Source organism: Pseudoalteromonas sp. 3J6 (assembly GCF_903995135.1).
In the GTDB taxonomy this organism is placed as follows: domain Bacteria; phylum Pseudomonadota; class Gammaproteobacteria; order Enterobacterales; family Alteromonadaceae; genus Pseudoalteromonas.
In genome coordinates this window covers 1,316,598-1,335,129 of the sequence record NZ_LR877185.1, presented here as the reverse complement: position 1 = coordinate 1,335,129, position 18,532 = coordinate 1,316,598, and the positions used below count along the sequence as shown (strand labels likewise).

Genomic DNA, 18,532 nt, shown 5'->3' with positions numbered 1-18,532 from the left:
GCAAACGCGGTGTTTTTTTATCTGATAGCTGACCGCTAAAAGCTATTAGCTGCTTTAAGCTCTTGCCACATCAAACGCAATCACTTCTTTTATTTTTTGTTTATTGGTTGCTAGCATCACGAGTCTATCAATCCCTAATGCAACCCCCGCACATTGCTCTAAACCATGTTCCAATGCCGCAATTAAACGCGTATCCATAGGAACTTGCTTTAAGCTGTTAGCAGCACGATAGGTGTTGTCTTCGTTAAACCTTTTTGCTTGTTCTTTAGCATTAGTGAGCTCATTAAAGCCGTTAGCCAGTTCCATATTTTTATAATACAACTCAAAGCGCCCTGCTACTCGCTCATCGTGTTCACAAATTTGTGCCAGTGCCGCTTGTGATGCCGGAAAGTGATACACAAAGCATGGCTTATCTTGTCCTATTGTTGGCTCTACTTTCATACAAAATAATAATTGCAGCAAGGTATCTTTATGAGTCTCGTTTTTAGCAATATCAGCAAAGCCATGATCGCATGCGAGTTGTTGTAACTGCGTGATAGAGGCAGTTAATGGATCGAGCCCTAGCGCGCGTTCAAACGCCTGTTGGTAAGTAATCCGCTCTGCAGGATCAACCCCAAGAATGAGCTGCATCAGCTGATCTATTTCGTCCATTAAAGCAAATTCGTCAAACCCAGGCCGATACCATTCAAGCATAGTAAATTCAGGATTATGATGACTACCCGCTTCTTCATTTCTAAATGCCTTACAAAGCTGAAAAATAGCGCCTGAGCCGGCTGCTAACAAGCGTTTCATCGCAAACTCTGGAGATGTTTGCAAAAACAGGGGAAGCCCAGCAGCATGGCCTGGGCCTACAAATGTAGTATTAAAGCTGGCTAAATGTACATCGGTTACACTGGCACCACTTAAACTCGGTGTTTCGACTTCCATTACATTACGCTCATAAAAGAATTCCCGAATGCTGCGCATAATTGCTGCGCGTTGCTTAAGTATTTCTATGCTGGCACTCGGCTTCCAAAGATCTGCTGACATATTTTCTCCAAAAAAAATCCCAGCTTAAGCTGGGATTTAATTAATAAGACGCGTTACTGCTTACTTAACACGGCTCACGTATTCACCATTACGAGTGTCTACTTTAATTACTTCGCCAATTTGTACGAATAATGGAACACGCACTACAGCACCTGTGCTAAGCGTTGCTGGTTTACCACCCGTGCCCGCTGTATCACCTTTAAGGCCCGGATCAGTTTCAGTGATCTCAAGCTCAACAAAGTTTGGTGGAGTTACAGCAATTGGGCTGCCGTTCCATAATGTAATAGTACATACATCGTTTTCAACTAACCATTTGCCAGCATCGCCCAGTGCTTTTTCGTCAGCAGCGATTTGTTCAAATGTTTCATTGTTCATGAAATGCCAAAATTCACCGTCTGTGTATAGGTACGCTAAATCGGTATCCATTACATCAGCACCTTCAACCGATTCACCCGATTTAAAGGTTTTTTCAAGTACCTTGCCAGAGATAAGCTTACGGATACGAACACGGTTAAACGCTTGGCCTTTACCCGGTTTTACCATTTCATTTTCTAAGATACTGCAAGGTTCGCCGTCCATCATAATTTTTAGGCCGCCCTTGAACTCGTTGGTGCTATAATTCGCCATCGTTTCCTCTATTTATATTTTTCGAGTAATCTACGTGCCAATGATACAAAGAAATGAAGCAAATTTGCATAAAAACTGGCAAAAAGAATTAGCAAATGTAGTTACCTGCCCAAAAGTGTTGTTAGAAATGGTTGGTTTATCGAGCCAAGTCCATGAAAACGACATAAAAGCTCGTAGCTTGTTTCCTGTTCGTGTGCCATTGCCTTTTATAAAAAAAATTCGTCACGGCGATGCAAATGATCCTTTATTGCTGCAAGTTATGCCTCGCCATCAAGAGTTTTTAACTAAATCAGGGTTTAATAAAGATCCGCTACTTGAGCAAGATAACAATCAACCAGGTCTGTTACATAAATATAAGTCGCGTGTTTTAGTCATGTTTAAAACTGGTTGTGCGGTAAATTGCCGCTACTGCTTTAGACGCCATTTTCCTTATCAAGAAAACCAGTTAAATAAACGCAGCCTTATTGATGCATTGAGCTATATAAAAGCTGATAAAAATATTAACGAAGTGATTTTAAGTGGTGGCGATCCACTAATGGCCAAAGACGATGCTATTAGTTGGTTTTTAGATGAGCTTGAGCAAATACCACAAATAAAACGGATGCGCATACACAGCCGCTTACCCGTTGTGATCCCTGCACGCATTACTGAACAATTATGTGAAAGATTAGCAAAGTCACCACTAAAAATTATATTCGTGAATCATATTAACCATGCTAACGAAATAGATAGTGACTTTAAAAACGCCATGAACATGCTAAAACAAGCCAATGTACTGCTATTAAATCAGGCGGTTATTTTAAAAGACGTGAACGATACAGTTGATGCGCAAATAAACTTAAGTGAAGCGTTGTTTGATGCAAATGTATTGCCTTATTACTTACACTTACTAGATAAAGTAGAAGGCGCAAGTCATTTTGATATAGATGAGGCACAAGCCGTAAAAATAATGGCAGAGCTTTTAGAGACCCTGCCAGGATTTTTAGTGCCTAAACTAGTTAGAGAAATAGGAGGCCAAAAAAGTAAAACCCCTATCGACCTCAAATTGGTTTAAACATAAACGTTTACATTATTCCCAAGTGTTGCAGTAACCGACTTAGCCGGTGTTTGTGCACTTGAGGATTGTGTAGCACCTTCAATAAGCGCAAGTGCAGCGGCGCCGTCAGCTTGCTGTTGCTTTTTAGATAAAGCAGCAGTTAAAACCTCTGCGCCTTGGCCTGCACCAGGGATTGTAGGTAGATTTCCACCTGATATATTCATAACTCACACCTGACATTTAAATGTAATACACGTATTATAGTCGCTGAATTGGTAAATTACTTTACCAACCCACTTAAGTATTTATCGGCAACATTGCACTAAGCTTTAGGAAAACCATGGATTCTATAATTGAACAACTCAACGCCAACTTAAAAATTGTTTACCGTCAGGCGCTTGATGCTGATAAAAAACTCGATGAGTTACAACAGCAAGGCCACGGAAAATTTAAAGCCTTATTTGCCGAGGACGCTGGATTTAGCTTTGAAGCTAAACGCTTTAAGCCGTACGTTTTAGACGTTGCCGCTGATGTAGAAAGCTTATCAAGCGACGGTTTAGACGAAGAAAAGCTAAAACAAGCAGTTATTAAACTACAAAACTTACTAACCTTGTTAGCGACCTTTAAATAAAAATGAGCAACTGCTTTGCAAAGCGTCTACCAAAGTAGATGCTTTGCATTATTAGCTTTAGCTTACTTGATACGCGGTAAAATTTGTTCACCAAACCACTCTGTTAATAAGCGTTTTTCGTAGTAAAATGCTTCATCTCGACCCATTTTGATTTTATCCATAAAACCCATATCTTTTAAGCTTACGTTATCTTCTTGTGCGACAACGCCACTTTCATCACTAAGCACATAATTAAATTCAATGCGTGGAAAGTGAATAGGTTTAACCACTCGGATTTCGTTAACACCGCCATAGCGTACGTCTCCGGCTAAATCTAAATCGGTTACTTCAATGTTTAAACTGTAGTTTTTAGGAAGTTGCTCGCTGAGCTTTGCAAAGTGTTCATCAATACTTTTGGCTATTTGCTTATGGTATGAGCCTTTAGTTTGGTTGGATGGGCGTACATCGCGATAATCATTAAAGTCATGCCATTTCACTTGAGCCTCACCCGCGCAAACAACACTCGGTAGTGCAATACACATCAACATTGCTATTTTTTTAACTAAGTTCATACGTTTCTCCAACGAGTATTTTGATCATTGTGATCAATTGAATATTTTACAAATCGCTATACATCACTTTAGCAATTACATATGAACTATAACTTAATCTTTACGCTGAGGTGTTATTAAAATTGCACAAAATGTAATCGAAAGTACGGTTTACGATCATACTATTACAAAGCAAATAAAATAATACATGTAAAAACTCATTATTTATGGTGAAATTAGGGTAATTGAACAGAGGTTTCCAAGGAGCATTCATGGCAATTTTAGTAACCGGTGGCGCAGGCTATATTGGCTCACACACCGTTTTAGAACTTTTACAGCAAGGCAGCGACGTTATCGTTATCGATAACTTAAGTAACTCCTCTGAAGAATCACTTGAGAGAGTGAAAAAAATAACCGGTAAAGCAATTACTTTTTATCAAGGTGATATTTTAGATAAATCCTTTTTAGACTCAGTATTTGCAAAACATAACATTGATAGTGTAATTCATTTTGCAGGTTTAAAAGCGGTTGGTGAGTCGGTAGCAAAACCAATCGCGTATTATCAAAATAACGTACAAGGCACATTAACACTAGTTGATGCTATGCGTGACGCGGGTGTGTTTAAACTGGTATTTAGCTCATCTGCAACAGTTTATGGTGACCCTGCAAGCTTACCAATACGCGAAGATTTCCCCGTTGGCGGTACAACCAACCCATATGGTACGTCTAAACTAATGGTTGAAATGATGCTGCAAGATATCGCTAAATCAGATGAGCGCTTTGCGTTTGCTATTTTGCGCTACTTTAATCCTGTTGGTGCCCATGAGTCAGGTTTAATTGGTGAAGATCCTAATGGCATTCCTAATAATTTACTGCCTTTCATTTCACAAGTTGCGGTTGGTAAATTAAAGCAGCTCGCTATATTTGGCGATGATTACGACACGGTAGATGGTACTGGCGTACGCGATTACATTCACGTTGTAGATTTAGCCTTAGGGCATTTAAAAGCGCTTGATAAAATAGCCGCAGAAACCGGCGCACTTATTTATAACCTTGGTACCGGTAACGGCTATTCAGTATTACAAATGGTCAATGCGTTTATTAAGGCTAGCGACCAAGCTATCCCTTATGCGGTGTCACCTCGTCGCCCTGGTGATATTGCATCCTGTTATGCTGCGCCAGAAAAAGCGCTTAGTGAACTAGGCTGGCAAGCCGAGCGCGGTATTGATGTCATGATGCAAGATACTTGGCGCTGGCAATCAAATAATCCAAATGGATATAAGTCATAAAGGCTTCTTTAAGTTATCAGCTTAAAATTAAAACACCGCATTTAAATTAAATGCGGTGTTTTAATGTTGTACTTACCAATTTTGCATTTCTACAATCCGTGACTGGGTTCGCGCATATTCAAAACTTAACTTTTTACCTTGGTATAACTCGTTTATGTCGGCCTGGGCATTAATTACCAGTAATTTGTGGCAATCGTAAAACTCATCGACTAAGGCAATAAAGCGCCGAGCTTCATCATCGAAAGTGTGCTCATCTAACTGCTGCTTTTCGCGCTGATAACTGTCTTCTATACCATGTACAATAACTTTACCAGTTGCCTCTTTTCCCATTATTGGCACATTCGCGATGTATACTACCGAAAACTGTTCTGCTAAAAATATATAGTCATTGGCGCTACGAGGGCCTGAGCACAATGCCATAAAATCAATCAGTAAAGCATCGTCAGTTTTTAATAAATAGGACAGAGCTCGGCCATGCACTGTCATTGTACTATCATGCATTACTTGAGAATGTGCGGATAAAAACCCAGCCTCAAATTCAGCATCGGGCAAGTTAATAAAATAATGACGACTACTTCTGCCGTATCTAAAGCGGTGATCTTCCTCCCCCGCTACGTTAATTACACGACAATGTTCATTTATTAAATCGATAGTTGGTAAAAATCGCGCGCGTTGCAGACCGTTGTAATAAAGTTGCTCCGGTTTTGCGTTAGAGGTTGCTACTAGCACAACGCCTTGTTCAAATAAAGCGTTAAATAACCGAGCCATGATCATGGCGTCACCAATATCACTAACAAAAAACTCATCAAAGCACAGCACTTTTATCTTTTTGGCCCACTGTTTAGCAATTATTTGCAGCGGATTTTTATCTCCTTGTAACTTGGCCAATTGAGCATGAACTTTTTCGATAAAATGATGAAAGTGCAGGCGCTGCTTTTTCTCTGTGGGTAAGCTTTCATAAAATAAGTCCATCAACATAGATTTACCTCGACCAACCGGGCCATATAAATATATTCCCCTTATTGAAGGTGCTTTTTGCCACCAGCTTGCAGACTGATTTAATTGCTCACTTAAAGACTGTAGCGCACTCACAGCTAGGTGCTGCGCCGCATCGAAATCAAGCTCTCCTGATGAAACCTTGCTATGGTACAGGCTTAAAATTTCTGTGCTGGGCTCTGTCATGGTATTTCACTATCCGCTATACTCGCGGCCATTGTAGCCGACTAAAAATGTGAACAACATGAAATTTCCTTGCCGTTTAGATAAATTTATTAGCCATTTAGCAGAGTTACCACGCTCAAAAGCCCGCGCAGCAATAAAAAGCCAAGTGGCTTGCGTTAATGGCGAGGTGATAACGGCATTCGACTTTCAAGTTACTCAACAAGATGACGTGTTATTTCATGATCAGCCATTAGTGTTTTTAGGTAAACGCTACTTTATGCTCAATAAGCCGGTAGGTTATGTATGCGCTAATTCAGATGAGTTACACAAAACCGTATTTGATTTGCTTGATGAGCCAAATATGGCCGACTTTCACATTGCCGGGCGTTTAGACATAGACACCACAGGCCTAGTGCTTATTACTAATGATGGCGAGTGGTCACATAAAATTACCTCGCCGAAAAAGAATAAGTTTAAAACCTACCTAGTCGAAACCCAAGAGCCGATTACCGACGATGCACTGCAGCAACTACGCGATGGTGTACAGTTACACAATGAAAAAGATTTAACTCGCCCTGCTATTGCTGAACGCGAAGGGAGTTACGGTTTACGTTTGTCTATTTCTGAGGGGAAGTACCATCAAGTGAAACGCATGCTAGCAGCGGTAGATAACAAAGTAGTTGAACTGCATCGTGAACAAATTGCGGGTATAAAGTTAGGTGAAGATTTGGCTGCAGGTGAATACCGCCCATTAACTGCCGCAGAGATAAAACTGTGAGGTTGTTTAGGTGTTAGGAAATGGTTTCGGGCGAGGTTCGGGCTGTTCATCTGCCGCTCTAGGCTCGCTGCTCGTTGCCTTCTATAATCCTGCCTAATCTCTGTTCTTACGATTTAATCTGAACTAAATCAAAGTCTGTCATCCCAGGTACAATCGCTTGCAGCCGAGACTCAGTAATATCTAGAGAGTTTAAACATTCACAATATTCAGAGGCTTTAAGTTCTAATTGATGGGCTTTTTTCTGTAACGACTTATCGATTTCTTTGGTGATGATATCCATGCGTTGCCCCATGTCGTTCATACGGTCTTCTATATTGCCTTCTCGAGATTTAAACGCATCCCCAAGCGACATTAAAATAGCACCCAAAGAGCCATGTACTGCGGAGTGTATTTTTTGACTAATTTCTTTAGTAAAAAAATCATCAATTTGGGAAAGCGATTGAGGCGCTATAAAAAAGAAATCGTCGCCACGTTTAAACTTATCCATAAGTGCGCGTTCTACATATTGTAATTGCGTTTTTAGCACTTCGGGTTCTTTATCTGACATGCCCTCAACAACATGCTCAATAGCACTGAGTCCTAGGTTAACGCCATCGGTCGCTAAATCGACCAACTCAGGAACTGTTTGACGAATACCATTGCTAAATTGTTCTAGCACTTTGCTTTCGTCGGTGCTTAAATCGACCCAGTAGCCTCGAATAAACAATTGATTATTATTGTTAATTTGCACCCTTGTTTGGCCTTTATCAACAATACGGATCACATCATCGGTAATAATTAAACCATGACGAAGTTCAACATCACATTGTTTTTGTGCGATTGCATTGGAGCTTAAAAGTGCCATTGATAACGCCAATATCGAACGAGATAAAAACGCCATAAACACCTCAAAAAGACTAAAATAGGGGGTGGCTAGATTAACAAAAAACCAACTTTATGCAAGCAAAAGTAACACCCTAAAAACAAGGCACCATGAAACGTAACGTTTACACAGCGCCTTTATCCTCTGGCTTGTACTATTAAATAGGTGAGCCTGGTGGTATTGGCAGGGCTTTAAAATTATCAGGCCACTGGCCTGTTGTTAAAAACTGATTAATTTGCGACGATAAATAGTTTTTAAATGCGCTGTCACCCACTTCAGGGTGGCCTAGCAAAGAGTGCTGATTAAACTCATCAGCAAGTTTGCTTAAATAGAAATGCAGTTGCGCTTGCACTTCAGGGCTTAAACCGTCGTTAGCCACAAGATCAGCCATGGCTTTTGCCGTTAGGTACTGTACTCGTTGTGTTACTTTTCCTGTCATGGTGGCAGGTGCTGATACATTAAACACTTGCTTATTTAACTGTTTAAGTAGCTCATCTAGGCTATAAAAGCGGTTATCACGTGCTTGCTGCTGTGCTAATCGATTTAATCGTTGAGCATTAAGTAATAGCGATAAGCTATGCTGCGCGGCCACTTCAGGCAATGCAAGTGCATCCATAGTTAAGCCGGTACGACCCACTATACTTTCTCGTGATTTAGACTCGCCATACGCTTTAGGTACGATTAAGGAAAGTATCGACTCTGGCAGCGTTAGATTAGTTGCTTTTAGGGTGGCTAAAATAGCATTAACGGCTTGTTGCTGAGCCTCTTTAGCTACAACTTGGGCGCCTTTAACGGGTGCATCACTACGAATTTCATAGTCATAATCAACGCCCGCAATAAGCTTTGCAACCGCTTCAACTTGATAACGGTGGAACAAGTAAAGTGGCACTAGCTTTTCTTCTAACTGCGACAGTGCAACCCCAGTTTTTATATTGTTAATACCAAACTGCCCGAGCGCCTGCTTGCGCACATCAAGTACTCTAAGTAATTCTTCACTTGGATTACTGCCATTATCCCAAAGATGCGCTGTAGGGTGCGCTCCACCTTTGGCACGGGCATCACTGTCAGAAATAAACGCCAAACCTAGCGATTTATTTTGCTGTAAAATAGCAGCGAGTGCTTCGCTTTCATCTTTGCCGGTAAAGTCATTGTAGCCATATTTGATCACTTGCGTATCCCATGCGCCCATACCTTTAGCATAACCATCAGATACGTCTAACTGACCATTATCTGCAAAGCTCAATAACGGATGCGGATAATCCATCACCGAAGCTCGATTATTTACTGACGCAGCAAAGTTGTGCGCAATACCCAGTGTATGACCAATTTCATGAGCACTGAGCTGACGAATACGATCAAGTGCCATTGCATGTAAAGTACCTGCCACTTCATTGCCTTTTAAATAAGGCGCAGCGAGTGATTCAGCAATAAGGATATCTTGACGCACTCGCAGCGACCCTAGTGTCACATGGCCTTTAATAATTTCACCTGTACGTGGGTCTATAATTGAACTGCCATAAGACCAACCTCGGGTTGCACGATGCACCCATTGAATAACGTTGTAGCGCACATCCATAGGATCTGCATTACTTGGTAGCACTTTAACTTTAAAGGCATTTTTATAGCCTGCTGCATTAAAGGCGTCATTCCACCATTGCCCGCCTTCTAATAAAGCCGTTTTTACTGGTTCAGGTACCCCTGGATCTAAGTAATAAACAATAGGCTCTACTGGCTCACTAACTGCTAGGCTTGGATCTTTTTTTGCTAAACGATGACGCGGAATGTAACGCACGTACATAGACTCATCGAGCCCTGCTGCATAATTTTTATGCTCCACACTCCAATAACCCGATTGCGGGCTAAATTTTCGTGGCGTGTAATTATCATCAGGCAGTTGAATAAGTGAATGGTGCATGTGCACACTCAAAGCGTAAGGATCAGCACTCACTTGGCGAACGTATTTACCTGGTTTAGACCCTTTAAAGGTGAGAATGGCTTCAAGTTCAGTATTTTTCAAAAATGCTTTTGAGCGATTCATAAATACCGCACTGCGTGACTCATCAAGGCTAAACTGCCCTTGCTTGCGCGCAGCTAAAGTACGGCTTACGCCATGTACGTCACTCAGTAAATAAGGGGTGTAATCTATTAATGCAGCATTGTCATCTTGAGCGACAACTTTAAAACCCGCCAAAATGCTGGATGCAAACGCTTCTTTAACGCTTTGCTGCTCTGCTATATTACTCGTGTTTGCACGGTAGTAAGTATTTACGGCACGTAACATCACCTTGTTGCCAAAGCGCTCAAACTGTACCAAATAGGTACCGCCTAATTGGCCTCTATCTAAACCTATGTCGTTAGAGCCAACGCCATAAGGCAAGCTATGCTGTAGTAAAAATTGTTGCTCAAGTTTATCAACTTTTAAATACACATTGCCGTTTTGGGTATCGTAAAAGAAAGAAAAATAACCAGGGAAATGGTTCATTTTTTCAGTAAATTCGTCAATAGACTTAATTGCTGCGTGCGCTTGAGTTATCATACAGAGCAGCACAGTAAAGAGTATGTAACTTAATCGTGATATTTTTTGCATAATCTTATCTTTGTTATTAGCGTTTTAAATGCGATGTAGGTACCCCATTATAGGGGGTTATTTATACAATACAGTTATTTAAGACGAATTTCAGCGCTCTAAACTAATCTCTCTCACATTATGATTAGTTTTAACACGTTATCAGGAAAAAAGAATGCGTAGACTCCCACCAGTATTACTAGAAGATGGCTGTTCAAGAGAACTTTTGTCGTTAATTCGTACTATTTTAGCGGCATGTAAAGAAATTTCATTTCGCGTCGGTCAAGGTGAATTATCGGGCGTATTAGGCTCAACCCTCGATGAAAATATTCAAGGCGAAACACAAAAGAAACTCGATGTACTGTCTAATCAGTTATTAAAAGATATATTGCTGGAGTCAGGCACAGTTAAAGCGATTGCCTCTGAAGAAGAAGATTATACTGTTGCCGGTAACCCAGATGCCGAGTACATTGTTGCATTTGATCCACTTGATGGCTCGTCAAATACCGATATTAACTCACTTGTAGGTACTATTTTTTCTATTATGAAAGCACCTGTGGGCTCAGATGCTGCTGATGAAAAGATTTTTATGCAACCTGGGCATCAACAAGTGGCTGCAGGTTACGTACTGTATGGCCCATCAACTATGCTTGCGCTAACAACGGGTAAAGGTACACGCATGTTTACCTTAGATAAAACCCAAGGTAGCTTTTTGCTTACTCAAGATTTTGCCGCTATTCCTGCTAAAACTAATGAATTTGCAATTAACGCCTCTAACCAGCGCCACTGGGAACCAGCGATGCAAAACTACATTAATGACTTACTTGCCGGAGATACAGGCCCTCGCGCTCAAAACTTCAATATGCGTTGGATTGCTGCAATGGTTGGCGATGTTCATCGTGTACTTAGCCGTGGTGGTTTATTTACTTACCCAACTGACACTAAAGATCCTAATAAACCTAATAAACTGCGTTTACTGTATGAAGCAAATCCAATGGCAATGCTAGTAGAGCAAGCAGGTGGTATTGCTTCAACAGGCACTGAGCGTATTATGGATATTCAGCCTGATGCTATCCATCAGCGAGTTGCGGTTATTTTAGGCTCTAAGGACGAAGTAGAAACTTGCTTGAGCTATCATAAGTAAACTTTAAGAACAGGTTTTAGGTTTCAGGTGTCAGCTAGAGATTAGCCCAGTAGTGGTTACTAACATCTGAAAACTGTTGCTTAAAACCTTTCATACTTTCTGATAACCACCTGCTACTGTTGTAACAGCTTTAACAACTGTGCGAGCTTTTGATGAGTCAACTCGCCCATTTGCTCGCTATTACTTAGCGCGTAAATAACACCTTCATGCTCAGCGCAATTTATGTCATCTCGCGACTCAATAACATTTGCCCACAGCTGTAAATCGTCAATATCAATTTCTTTATTGAAACAACGCGTAAGTACATTAATTAGTACAGGCTTAGTGAGTGTGTACAGGTAGGTTTTATTGCTTGCTGCGGTTGAAACAATCACACTAATGGCACTATCTCTTTGCTCGCCAAATGTAATAAATTCAGCCAATGCTTTTTGTATATTCATAATGTTTGTTATTCTTGCTGCTCTACTGTTAATAAGACCTAAAATGACCCAGATAAACTGCAGCCAATGTAATACAACGCTTAACTGTAATGTTAATGATATAACCGCATGTTGGTGTTATCAGTTACCTGCTATTTTACCACTCGATGATACAGCAACCAGCTGCTTATGCCGCTTATGTACTCTTGCTAAAATAAATAGCTATTTAGAGACTATATACACTCAACCAATAAAAGCTCAAATCGCTTTTGCTAAACAATTTAGAAGCCATGATAATTTAATTGAAGGGTTAGATTACACCATGCAGAATAATTACATGGTGTTTAGTAAGTGGTATTTTTTAAAACGTGGTACTTGCTGCAAAAACGGGTGTAAAAATTGTCCCTATAGTAAAATTAGCCACCCACAGCAATAGGCAGTGAGCTATCAGCGCCCCACTCACTCCACGATCCGTCGTAAACACTTAAATTATTATATCCGCATTCATCAGCGAACAGTGCAAGCGCACAGGCAGTAACACCCGAACCGCAGCTAAACTGTATCTGGGTTGCATTACCGACTAATTCACTAAACTGTGTTTGTATAAAGTCGAGTGATTTTGCCTCGCCATTTTCTAATAAACTACTTAAAGGTAGCGAGTAGCTATTAATAATATGGCCGCTGCGCATACCCGCTCTTGGCTCTTTATTTTTACCCGTAAAGCGCTCATAAGCACGCGCATCTAAAATGACCGTATTGGCATCCTCAGTAGCACTTAGTACCTGCTTTTTATCAATAAAGTAACCAGGTTGGTAATGAGCAATAAAGTCGCCTTTTAGTGATGCTTGTATATAATTTGACTCAACCACAAGCCCAAGTTCAAGCCACTTGGCTAAACCGCCACTGAGCACTTTAACGTTACTAAATCCCATGGCTTTAAACATCCACCAGGCTCTAGCTGCACTGAATAACCCTGCATCTTCATAAATCACCACGAGTGAATCGTGATTCACTCCTGCTTTTTGCATCACCTGAGTAAATTGCTCTGCACTACACAAGGTATTGGGTAATGGGTTTGAGGTATCTGCGAGTTCTTTTTTGATATCAAATCGTTGTGCTTTAGGTAGCATAGCAACTGGCGAATACTCCCCTGCAGCTGAGGGGCGTAGCATACCTGCATCAAAAATAACTAAGTTAGTTTGCTCTAAACGCGCATGTAACCATTTTGCACTGACTATATTTTTCATCATCTTGCCAAATTTAAGGAAATGAAATAGCTATATATTATTACAGCCTGTTTATAAACAGAATTTAGACTGGTTACAAATTATAATAATGCTAAAATAGCTGCTTTGAGGTTTCTAAATAAAATAAAATTATGCCAATCCCTTTTTACATTATCAATATGCAAGGCTGCGAAGACCGTTGGGAAACAACCCTAAAGCGACTTACCAGTCTACACTTAAATGCTGAACGTTTTGAAGCGACCATTGGCAAAAACCTTAGTGAACAAGAAATCCTCAAGTGGTATTGCCCGAAAAAAAATAAAAAACGTTACAATCGCAACCTATCTGCAGGTGAAATTGGTTGCTATGTAAGCCATATGCGCCTTTGGCAAAAAATGGTCGATGAAAATATCGCTTATTGTGTTGTATTAGAGGATGACCTTTTCATTGAAGCTTCACTTAAAGATGTTGTTGATGCGGCGCTTAAATTAAAAAACTGGGATTTAATCAAGCTATCTGATAATCGAAACTTTCCATTTATTGACAGTACGTTATTAGAAAACAGCCTAACAGTTGGCAACTATAAAAAAGCACCAAACGGCACTCAAGGCTACATCATTTCACTAAGCGGCGCTAAAAAACTACTGCAAAGAAAACCGTTTTTTAGACCGGTGGATGTCGATATGCAGTTTCACACTGAAGTAGGCCTAAATATGATTGGCATAAAACCCTACCCTGTTGCCGAAGATCGAAGCTTTATTAGTGAAATAACAAGCGCTAATGCAGGCTCTCATTCCAACCGCAGTACATTTATCAGAAATTTAATTCATAGATCGAGTATTCATATGCAAAGACGATATAAAACGGCAGATCTTGCTAAGATTACAGGTGAGTAATACTCAAGCATGTTTTTATATGTATCCGTTTGATTATAAAGTATTAAATCTTAATAATTTCGCCACGCAGTGGCGCCATTTTAGCTAAAATTTTATTTTGCACTGTATGTGAGATATTTTGCTCGTTCATTGCATTTATTAATAAATCGACAACGTGGTTAAAGTCTTTTTCATTTATGTTCATACCCGTATGAATCGCAACCATCGAGTCGCCTTTGTATTCACAAGAGCCGTCCACCAGCGAACATAAGTGGCTAATAAACCCTTGTCGAAAATGGCTAATATTACTGTGTTCAAAGTAATGAAACACCTGTTTGTCATTGCCTATTTGAACAATAAAACTGTCAGTTAACTTTTCAAGCCCAGCTTGTTCGCCTAGCTGCTGATACAAAGAGGTATTAGGCTGAGCAGCACATCCTGCAAGTAAGCTTAAACAGCAAAAAGTAAACACTCTAATTTTCATTACCAATACCCCGTTACCGATAAATACCAGCCGGTTTGTTTATCAACACCAGCAATCCGCCCTAAGTCTAAATAGGCCGCCGTTACACTGACGTGTTTATTTGGCATCCACGCTATAAATAAATCGCGCCAATCTTGTTCGCCTAACCCTAGGTTATTGGCTTTTTGTCGATACTCAATGCCAATAGCAAGTTCACGACTTACAAACACCGCACTACTTGCTTCTAGTAAAATATGGCTACCTTCATTAGCCCCTCCATATCCTAAAAGCCCTAACTGATTGGCTTTACTGTAACGGGTGGTCACATTCCAAAACCAGTTGTACCCAGCAAGTGCGCCCAAATGTAATTTACTGGCTGCTAGGTACACATCTGTACCACTGGTATTTTTTGCGCCAACCAACTTTGCAACTGTGCCATCATCCAGTGATTTATGCTGTACACCCATGCTTAGCTGCGGCCACTTACTGTATACTATATCACCATATAAACGAATTTTTGCCCCAGAAATTGACTGCTCTATTTCCGTATTAAGCGCAGGCACATCAAACTGCTGCACTGCATAACTAAGTTCAACACGATTAAATAGGTTAAGCTGCACACCACAGGCATCTAGGCGGTAATCTGTTACATCAGCACGACTACAAAAGCCATTAACAGCCCATTCGTCCTCACTAGCATAACCTGCTAGCTGCGCCCAAGGAACTAACCCTCCTCCTGCACTGCCTTCAACTTGAGACACGCCCGGTGTTGCTAATAGTTTTCCCGTTGCAGCTACAGTTAGCGTACTGCAAAATAAGAGTGTCATGCTCAGTAAAAATTTAATGTACACCCTGATATTCCTCTAACCATTGTTCTAGTTGTTGTGCTTTTAAAGGACGACTCAAGTAGTAACCTTGTGCATGATCGCATTGCATTTCATGAAGCAATGATAAAGACGCTGCCGTTTCTACGCCCTCGGCCACCACTGAAAACCCAAGTTGGTGTCCAAGTGTGATTGACGAGCGCACTATGTATTGATCTTTTTGTGACTCATGCAAAGTTAAAATAAAGCATTTATCTAGCTTAAGCTCATCAATAGGTAACATTTTTAATCGCCCCAATGATGTTTGCCCGACACCGTAATCGTCTAGTGATATTTTAACACCGATAGTTTTTAAGTTCTCTAACGCTTTGATACCTTGAGCTTCATTTTCGATCATATCGCGCTCCGTCAACTCAATAGTGACAGAACTTGGGCTTACATGATATTTCTTTAAGGTCGCGACTAACAAATTATGAAATCCCGCATGCGCAATATCTTGGGCTGACACATTAATGGCTGCCTGTAAGTGAATCCCTTTTTTATACCAATCGGCTATTTGCGCAATAACTGTATCGACAACCCAGGCAGTTAGTTCCACAATTAATCCTGACTGCTCAGCTAAATCAATGAACACTTCAGGCGAAACCCAACTCCCATCATCACGTTGCCAACGAATAAGTGACTCAACCTTATCAATTTTCTGACTTTTAATATTCAACTTAGGCTGATAAGTCATAAACAGTTGCCCGTTATCATCATCAATCGCTTGTTTGAGCTCATCAAGCATGATTAAACGGTCTAAGTGCGCCTCATCTTCACCATTTTGGTAGTAATGTAAGCTTTGTTGGCTTGTTGTAGCCGCATCAACAGCAATGAGTACACGTCGCATTAAATCGTCTGCTTTCACGCCTTGCCCAGGGTACTGCACAATCCCGGCGTTAAAACGCAAATTTATTTTTAAGCTTTTAATCTGATAAGGTGTCTGTAATTGCTCAATTAAATCGGCTACAGCACATTTTACTTGGTCAGCCTCCACACTGGGGTAAACCGTTAAAAACTCATCGCCGCCAATTCGTGCATGAAACCCACCAAGCTCATCAGAGAATTGACGAATACGGTTTGCCACTGCAATTAAGCATTCATCTCCTACTTGTGGACCAAGTTTGTCGTTTATGTGCCTTAAGCCTTTTATATCAATAGCAACAAGCGTATAGCGTTTATCTTTAGTGAGCTGCTTTGCTAATAAATCTAACATAGCAGAACGGTTATAAAACCCTGTTAAAGTATCGTGATGTGCTTGAAAACTTATTTGCTGCTCACGCTTATTAATATCATTACCCATGTTATTAAACGCACTAACTAACGTTTCTACTTCGCTACTTTGTTTTTTACCTTCAAATTTAAAACGGTAGTCGCCTTTGGCAAATTGCCTTGCAATAACCGCTAACTGTGTAAGCCCGGTGGTTAAGTTATTGGCCAGCAGACTACTGGTGATCACACCAAATAACATGGTTAATACGGCCAATGTAACTAGCGTTAGTAATAGCTGCTCAATATCTCGATAACTTGAAGTTAAATCAGCACTTAGTAATAGGGTAACTGGATGCGATTGCAAAGACGGTAAAGCTATTTGTTGATTTTCATAGGCCAAGTACTCAGCAAAAAAACGAGCTATAATTTTAGTTTCAAAGTATTCTATGGGTTGAAATTTTTTAGTTTGAGGTACAAACGAGCTTGCTGCAAAGTCATCTAACTGCGCAACAAAACTAACTTCCATACCGGTTAAGCTTTTCAGCTCAGTAGCAACAGCCGACGTGATTTTAAAGCCGACCAAGCTATAAGCAATAGTTCTGGGGGTTTTAACGGGCAATAATATGACTTGATAAAGCTGATTATTTAACACGACAAAACTCGATTGCTCAGAATTATTTAATAACTCATCCATTAAGGGCTGTAGGTTGTCTGCAAAATTTTGTGCATTAACATTAGCAGAGACTAACCGCCCTGATAAATCGAGCAACAGCATTAAATCGGCATTGATCCGTTGGCTATGATTGTATAGCACACTACTAATGGTGGCTGCATCGCGAGTAGCAACTGCTTGTTTAAAACCAAAATCAGCAGTTAATACTTTAGCGGCGGTTAATAGCAAGCTCTCTTTTGATTTTAAGTATTGTTTATAAACGCTTTGTGCAACCGTTATATTTTGCTGGACTTTTTCTGCCTGAAATTTACTCGTAGACCACCAAAAACTCGCCAAACTGAGTAAGGTAGTGAGTAACACCAAGCCAACGCATAGCGTTGTTATGCGACTACGTAAATTATTGCCCATTACCTTCCCTAAATTGACTGCCAAAGGTATTACGTGGTGCAGGCATAGATGTATTAATAGCGATTAATACTGGGTTAGTTGATTCTATATCAAACAGCTTTTTATTATCCAAAGGAGCTGTTTGCAGCGAATGCCAGATACTGGCTTGCACAGGAAAAGAGTCAACTTGTAGTTTTATCTGGCCTTGCTCGTTGCTGGTATACACATGATTACTGTTAGCAACATAAATATAGCCCACCATAGAGTCGTGGATGTTGCAGCCAAGAACAACAACCCCTTGATTATCAAACTTAATGGGTTCTTCTGGCTGGCCAGAATAGAGCTTTAATTGAAAAGGCTTTGCTTTTGAAAAAGAATATACATGGTGGCGAATATTATCGCTATTTGGAAAGTTTACGTACTGACCTTGACGTACAATAAGCAGCTGCGGTGAAAACTGTTTATCAACTTGATCCATTACCACCGTGGGTAAATTGCCCGTAGCTTTTGAGGAAGGTAAATAATTTATTTCTACGACAGCATTAGGCAATACTTGGCCATGCTGATCTTTAATAACCAAATTAATGGTATTGCCAAACGCCGATACACTAAACAATGCACCCAGTACTAATAAATAACGACGTTTTGCAATAACTTGCATTGCTCGCTCTAACATAATCACACCTAAATATTCACCATAGGTTAAGTTAATTAGAGACGAGCACTAATTGCAAGAATTATAGCTCAGTTACTAAAAATAA

20 protein-coding genes are annotated in these 18,532 nt (G+C 40.4%); 7 read left to right on the top strand and 13 right to left on the bottom strand.

Features of this window, described 5'->3' with window-relative positions:
• Positions 1 to 54: 54 nt before the first annotated feature.
• Together epmA and efp are read right to left on the bottom strand one after the other, a co-directional pair.
• A complete protein-coding gene (gene epmA / locus P3J6_RS06125; protein ID WP_198522478.1) occupies positions 55 to 1,029 on the bottom strand; it encodes an elongation factor P--(R)-beta-lysine ligase in 975 nt (324 codons plus the stop codon).
• A gap of 60 nt (positions 1,030 to 1,089) precedes the next feature.
• A complete protein-coding gene (gene efp / locus P3J6_RS06120) occupies positions 1,090 to 1,656 on the bottom strand; it encodes an elongation factor P (protein ID WP_010390517.1) in 567 nt (188 codons plus the stop codon).
• Positions 1,657 to 1,696: 40 nt separating this feature from the next.
• Here efp and epmB point away from each other — a divergent pair, with 40 nt between their 5' ends.
• Positions 1,697 to 2,710, top strand: coding sequence for an EF-P beta-lysylation protein EpmB (epmB, locus tag P3J6_RS06115; protein ID WP_198522477.1), 1,014 nt, complete (start codon positions 1,697 to 1,699; stop codon positions 2,708 to 2,710).
• On the opposite strand, the gene P3J6_RS06110 is transcribed toward epmB, so the two are convergent.
• Positions 2,707 to 2,916 carry a hypothetical protein gene (locus tag P3J6_RS06110; RefSeq protein WP_008115467.1) on the bottom strand — a complete coding sequence of 70 codons (210 nt, stop codon included), beginning with the start codon at positions 2,914 to 2,916 and terminating at the stop codon, positions 2,707 to 2,709. The two genes, epmB and P3J6_RS06110, sit on opposite strands and share 4 nt — an antisense overlap.
• Positions 2,917 to 3,032: 116 nt before the next feature.
• Between P3J6_RS06110 and P3J6_RS06105 the strand changes: the two genes are divergently transcribed.
• Positions 3,033 to 3,323: a hypothetical protein gene (locus P3J6_RS06105; RefSeq protein ID WP_010390514.1), complete on the top strand. Its 291-nt coding sequence runs from the start codon at positions 3,033 to 3,035 to the stop codon at positions 3,321 to 3,323.
• 62 nt (positions 3,324 to 3,385) lie between these two features.
• Here P3J6_RS06105 and P3J6_RS06100 read toward each other — a convergent pair whose 3' ends face one another.
• On the bottom strand, positions 3,386 to 3,874 hold the full coding sequence (locus tag P3J6_RS06100) for a DUF3016 domain-containing protein (RefSeq protein ID WP_178954788.1): 489 nt from the start codon (positions 3,872 to 3,874) through the stop codon (positions 3,386 to 3,388).
• A 251-nt stretch (positions 3,875 to 4,125) separates the two neighbouring features.
• Here P3J6_RS06100 and galE point away from each other — a divergent pair, with 251 nt between their 5' ends.
• Positions 4,126 to 5,142 carry a UDP-glucose 4-epimerase GalE gene (galE, locus tag P3J6_RS06095; RefSeq protein WP_198522476.1) on the top strand — a complete coding sequence of 339 codons (1,017 nt, stop codon included), beginning with the start codon at positions 4,126 to 4,128 and terminating at the stop codon, positions 5,140 to 5,142.
• A 72-nt stretch (positions 5,143 to 5,214) separates the two neighbouring features.
• On the opposite strand, the gene zapE is transcribed toward galE, so the two are convergent.
• Positions 5,215 to 6,324 (bottom strand): cell division protein ZapE, encoded by a 1,110-nt coding sequence (gene zapE / locus P3J6_RS06090; RefSeq protein ID WP_198522475.1) that lies wholly within the window; start codon positions 6,322 to 6,324, stop codon positions 5,215 to 5,217.
• 58 nt (positions 6,325 to 6,382) lie between these two features.
• On the opposite strand from zapE, the gene rsuA reads away from it, so the two are divergent.
• The gene (gene rsuA, locus P3J6_RS06085; protein ID WP_138607115.1) at positions 6,383 to 7,081 is read left to right on the top strand and encodes a 16S rRNA pseudouridine(516) synthase RsuA; all 699 of its coding nucleotides are present in this window, start codon (positions 6,383 to 6,385) and stop codon (positions 7,079 to 7,081) included.
• 106 nt (positions 7,082 to 7,187) lie between these two features.
• Here the strand turns inward: rsuA and P3J6_RS06080 are convergent, their stop codons facing one another.
• A complete protein-coding gene (locus P3J6_RS06080; RefSeq protein ID WP_010390508.1) occupies positions 7,188 to 7,961 on the bottom strand; it encodes a YggN family protein in 774 nt (257 codons plus the stop codon).
• A gap of 139 nt (positions 7,962 to 8,100) precedes the next feature.
• Positions 8,101 to 10,530: a zinc-dependent metalloprotease gene (locus tag P3J6_RS06075; RefSeq protein WP_198522474.1), complete on the bottom strand. Its 2,430-nt coding sequence runs from the start codon at positions 10,528 to 10,530 to the stop codon at positions 8,101 to 8,103.
• A 154-nt stretch (positions 10,531 to 10,684) separates the two neighbouring features.
• Between P3J6_RS06075 and P3J6_RS06070 the strand changes: the two genes are divergently transcribed.
• Positions 10,685 to 11,653 (top strand): class 1 fructose-bisphosphatase, encoded by a 969-nt coding sequence (locus tag P3J6_RS06070; protein WP_008115459.1) that lies wholly within the window; start codon positions 10,685 to 10,687, stop codon positions 11,651 to 11,653.
• Positions 11,654 to 11,766: 113 nt separating this feature from the next.
• Here P3J6_RS06070 and P3J6_RS06065 read toward each other — a convergent pair whose 3' ends face one another.
• Positions 11,767 to 12,093 carry a hypothetical protein gene (locus P3J6_RS06065; protein ID WP_138607121.1) on the bottom strand — a complete coding sequence of 109 codons (327 nt, stop codon included), beginning with the start codon at positions 12,091 to 12,093 and terminating at the stop codon, positions 11,767 to 11,769.
• Positions 12,094 to 12,136: 43 nt separating this feature from the next.
• Here P3J6_RS06065 and P3J6_RS06060 point away from each other — a divergent pair, with 43 nt between their 5' ends.
• Entirely contained in the window at positions 12,137 to 12,508 is a 372-nt protein-coding gene (locus tag P3J6_RS06060) for a DUF5522 domain-containing protein (protein ID WP_198522473.1), read from the top strand.
• Here P3J6_RS06060 and P3J6_RS06055 read toward each other — a convergent pair.
• A complete protein-coding gene (locus tag P3J6_RS06055) occupies positions 12,489 to 13,319 on the bottom strand; it encodes a sulfurtransferase (RefSeq protein WP_198522472.1) in 831 nt (276 codons plus the stop codon). The genes P3J6_RS06060 and P3J6_RS06055 overlap by 20 nt on opposite strands.
• Before the next feature lie 131 nt (positions 13,320 to 13,450).
• On the opposite strand from P3J6_RS06055, the gene P3J6_RS06050 reads away from it, so the two are divergent.
• Positions 13,451 to 14,194: a glycosyltransferase family 25 protein gene (locus P3J6_RS06050; RefSeq protein ID WP_138607127.1), complete on the top strand. Its 744-nt coding sequence runs from the start codon at positions 13,451 to 13,453 to the stop codon at positions 14,192 to 14,194.
• 43 nt (positions 14,195 to 14,237) lie between these two features.
• On the opposite strand, the gene P3J6_RS06045 is transcribed toward P3J6_RS06050, so the two are convergent.
• Genes P3J6_RS06045 through P3J6_RS06030 form a run of 4 tightly spaced genes read right to left on the bottom strand, consistent with a single transcriptional unit; the run spans position 14,238 to position 18,447 of the window.
• Positions 14,238 to 14,657, bottom strand: a complete 420-nt coding sequence (locus tag P3J6_RS06045) for a group I truncated hemoglobin (RefSeq protein ID WP_198522471.1) — start codon at positions 14,655 to 14,657, stop codon at positions 14,238 to 14,240.
• Positions 14,657 to 15,463 carry a DUF3034 family protein gene (locus P3J6_RS06040; protein WP_422120977.1) on the bottom strand — a complete coding sequence of 269 codons (807 nt, stop codon included), beginning with the start codon at positions 15,461 to 15,463 and terminating at the stop codon, positions 14,657 to 14,659. The genes P3J6_RS06045 and P3J6_RS06040 overlap by 1 nt, the downstream gene beginning before the upstream one ends.
• 13 nt (positions 15,464 to 15,476) lie before the next feature.
• On the bottom strand, positions 15,477 to 17,792 hold the full coding sequence (locus P3J6_RS06035) for a bifunctional diguanylate cyclase/phosphodiesterase (protein ID WP_198522470.1): 2,316 nt from the start codon (positions 17,790 to 17,792) through the stop codon (positions 15,477 to 15,479).
• Positions 17,782 to 18,447, bottom strand: a complete 666-nt coding sequence (locus tag P3J6_RS06030; RefSeq protein ID WP_198522469.1) for a methylamine utilization protein — start codon at positions 18,445 to 18,447, stop codon at positions 17,782 to 17,784. The genes P3J6_RS06035 and P3J6_RS06030 overlap by 11 nt, the downstream gene beginning before the upstream one ends.
• Positions 18,448 to 18,532 lie beyond the last annotated feature (85 nt).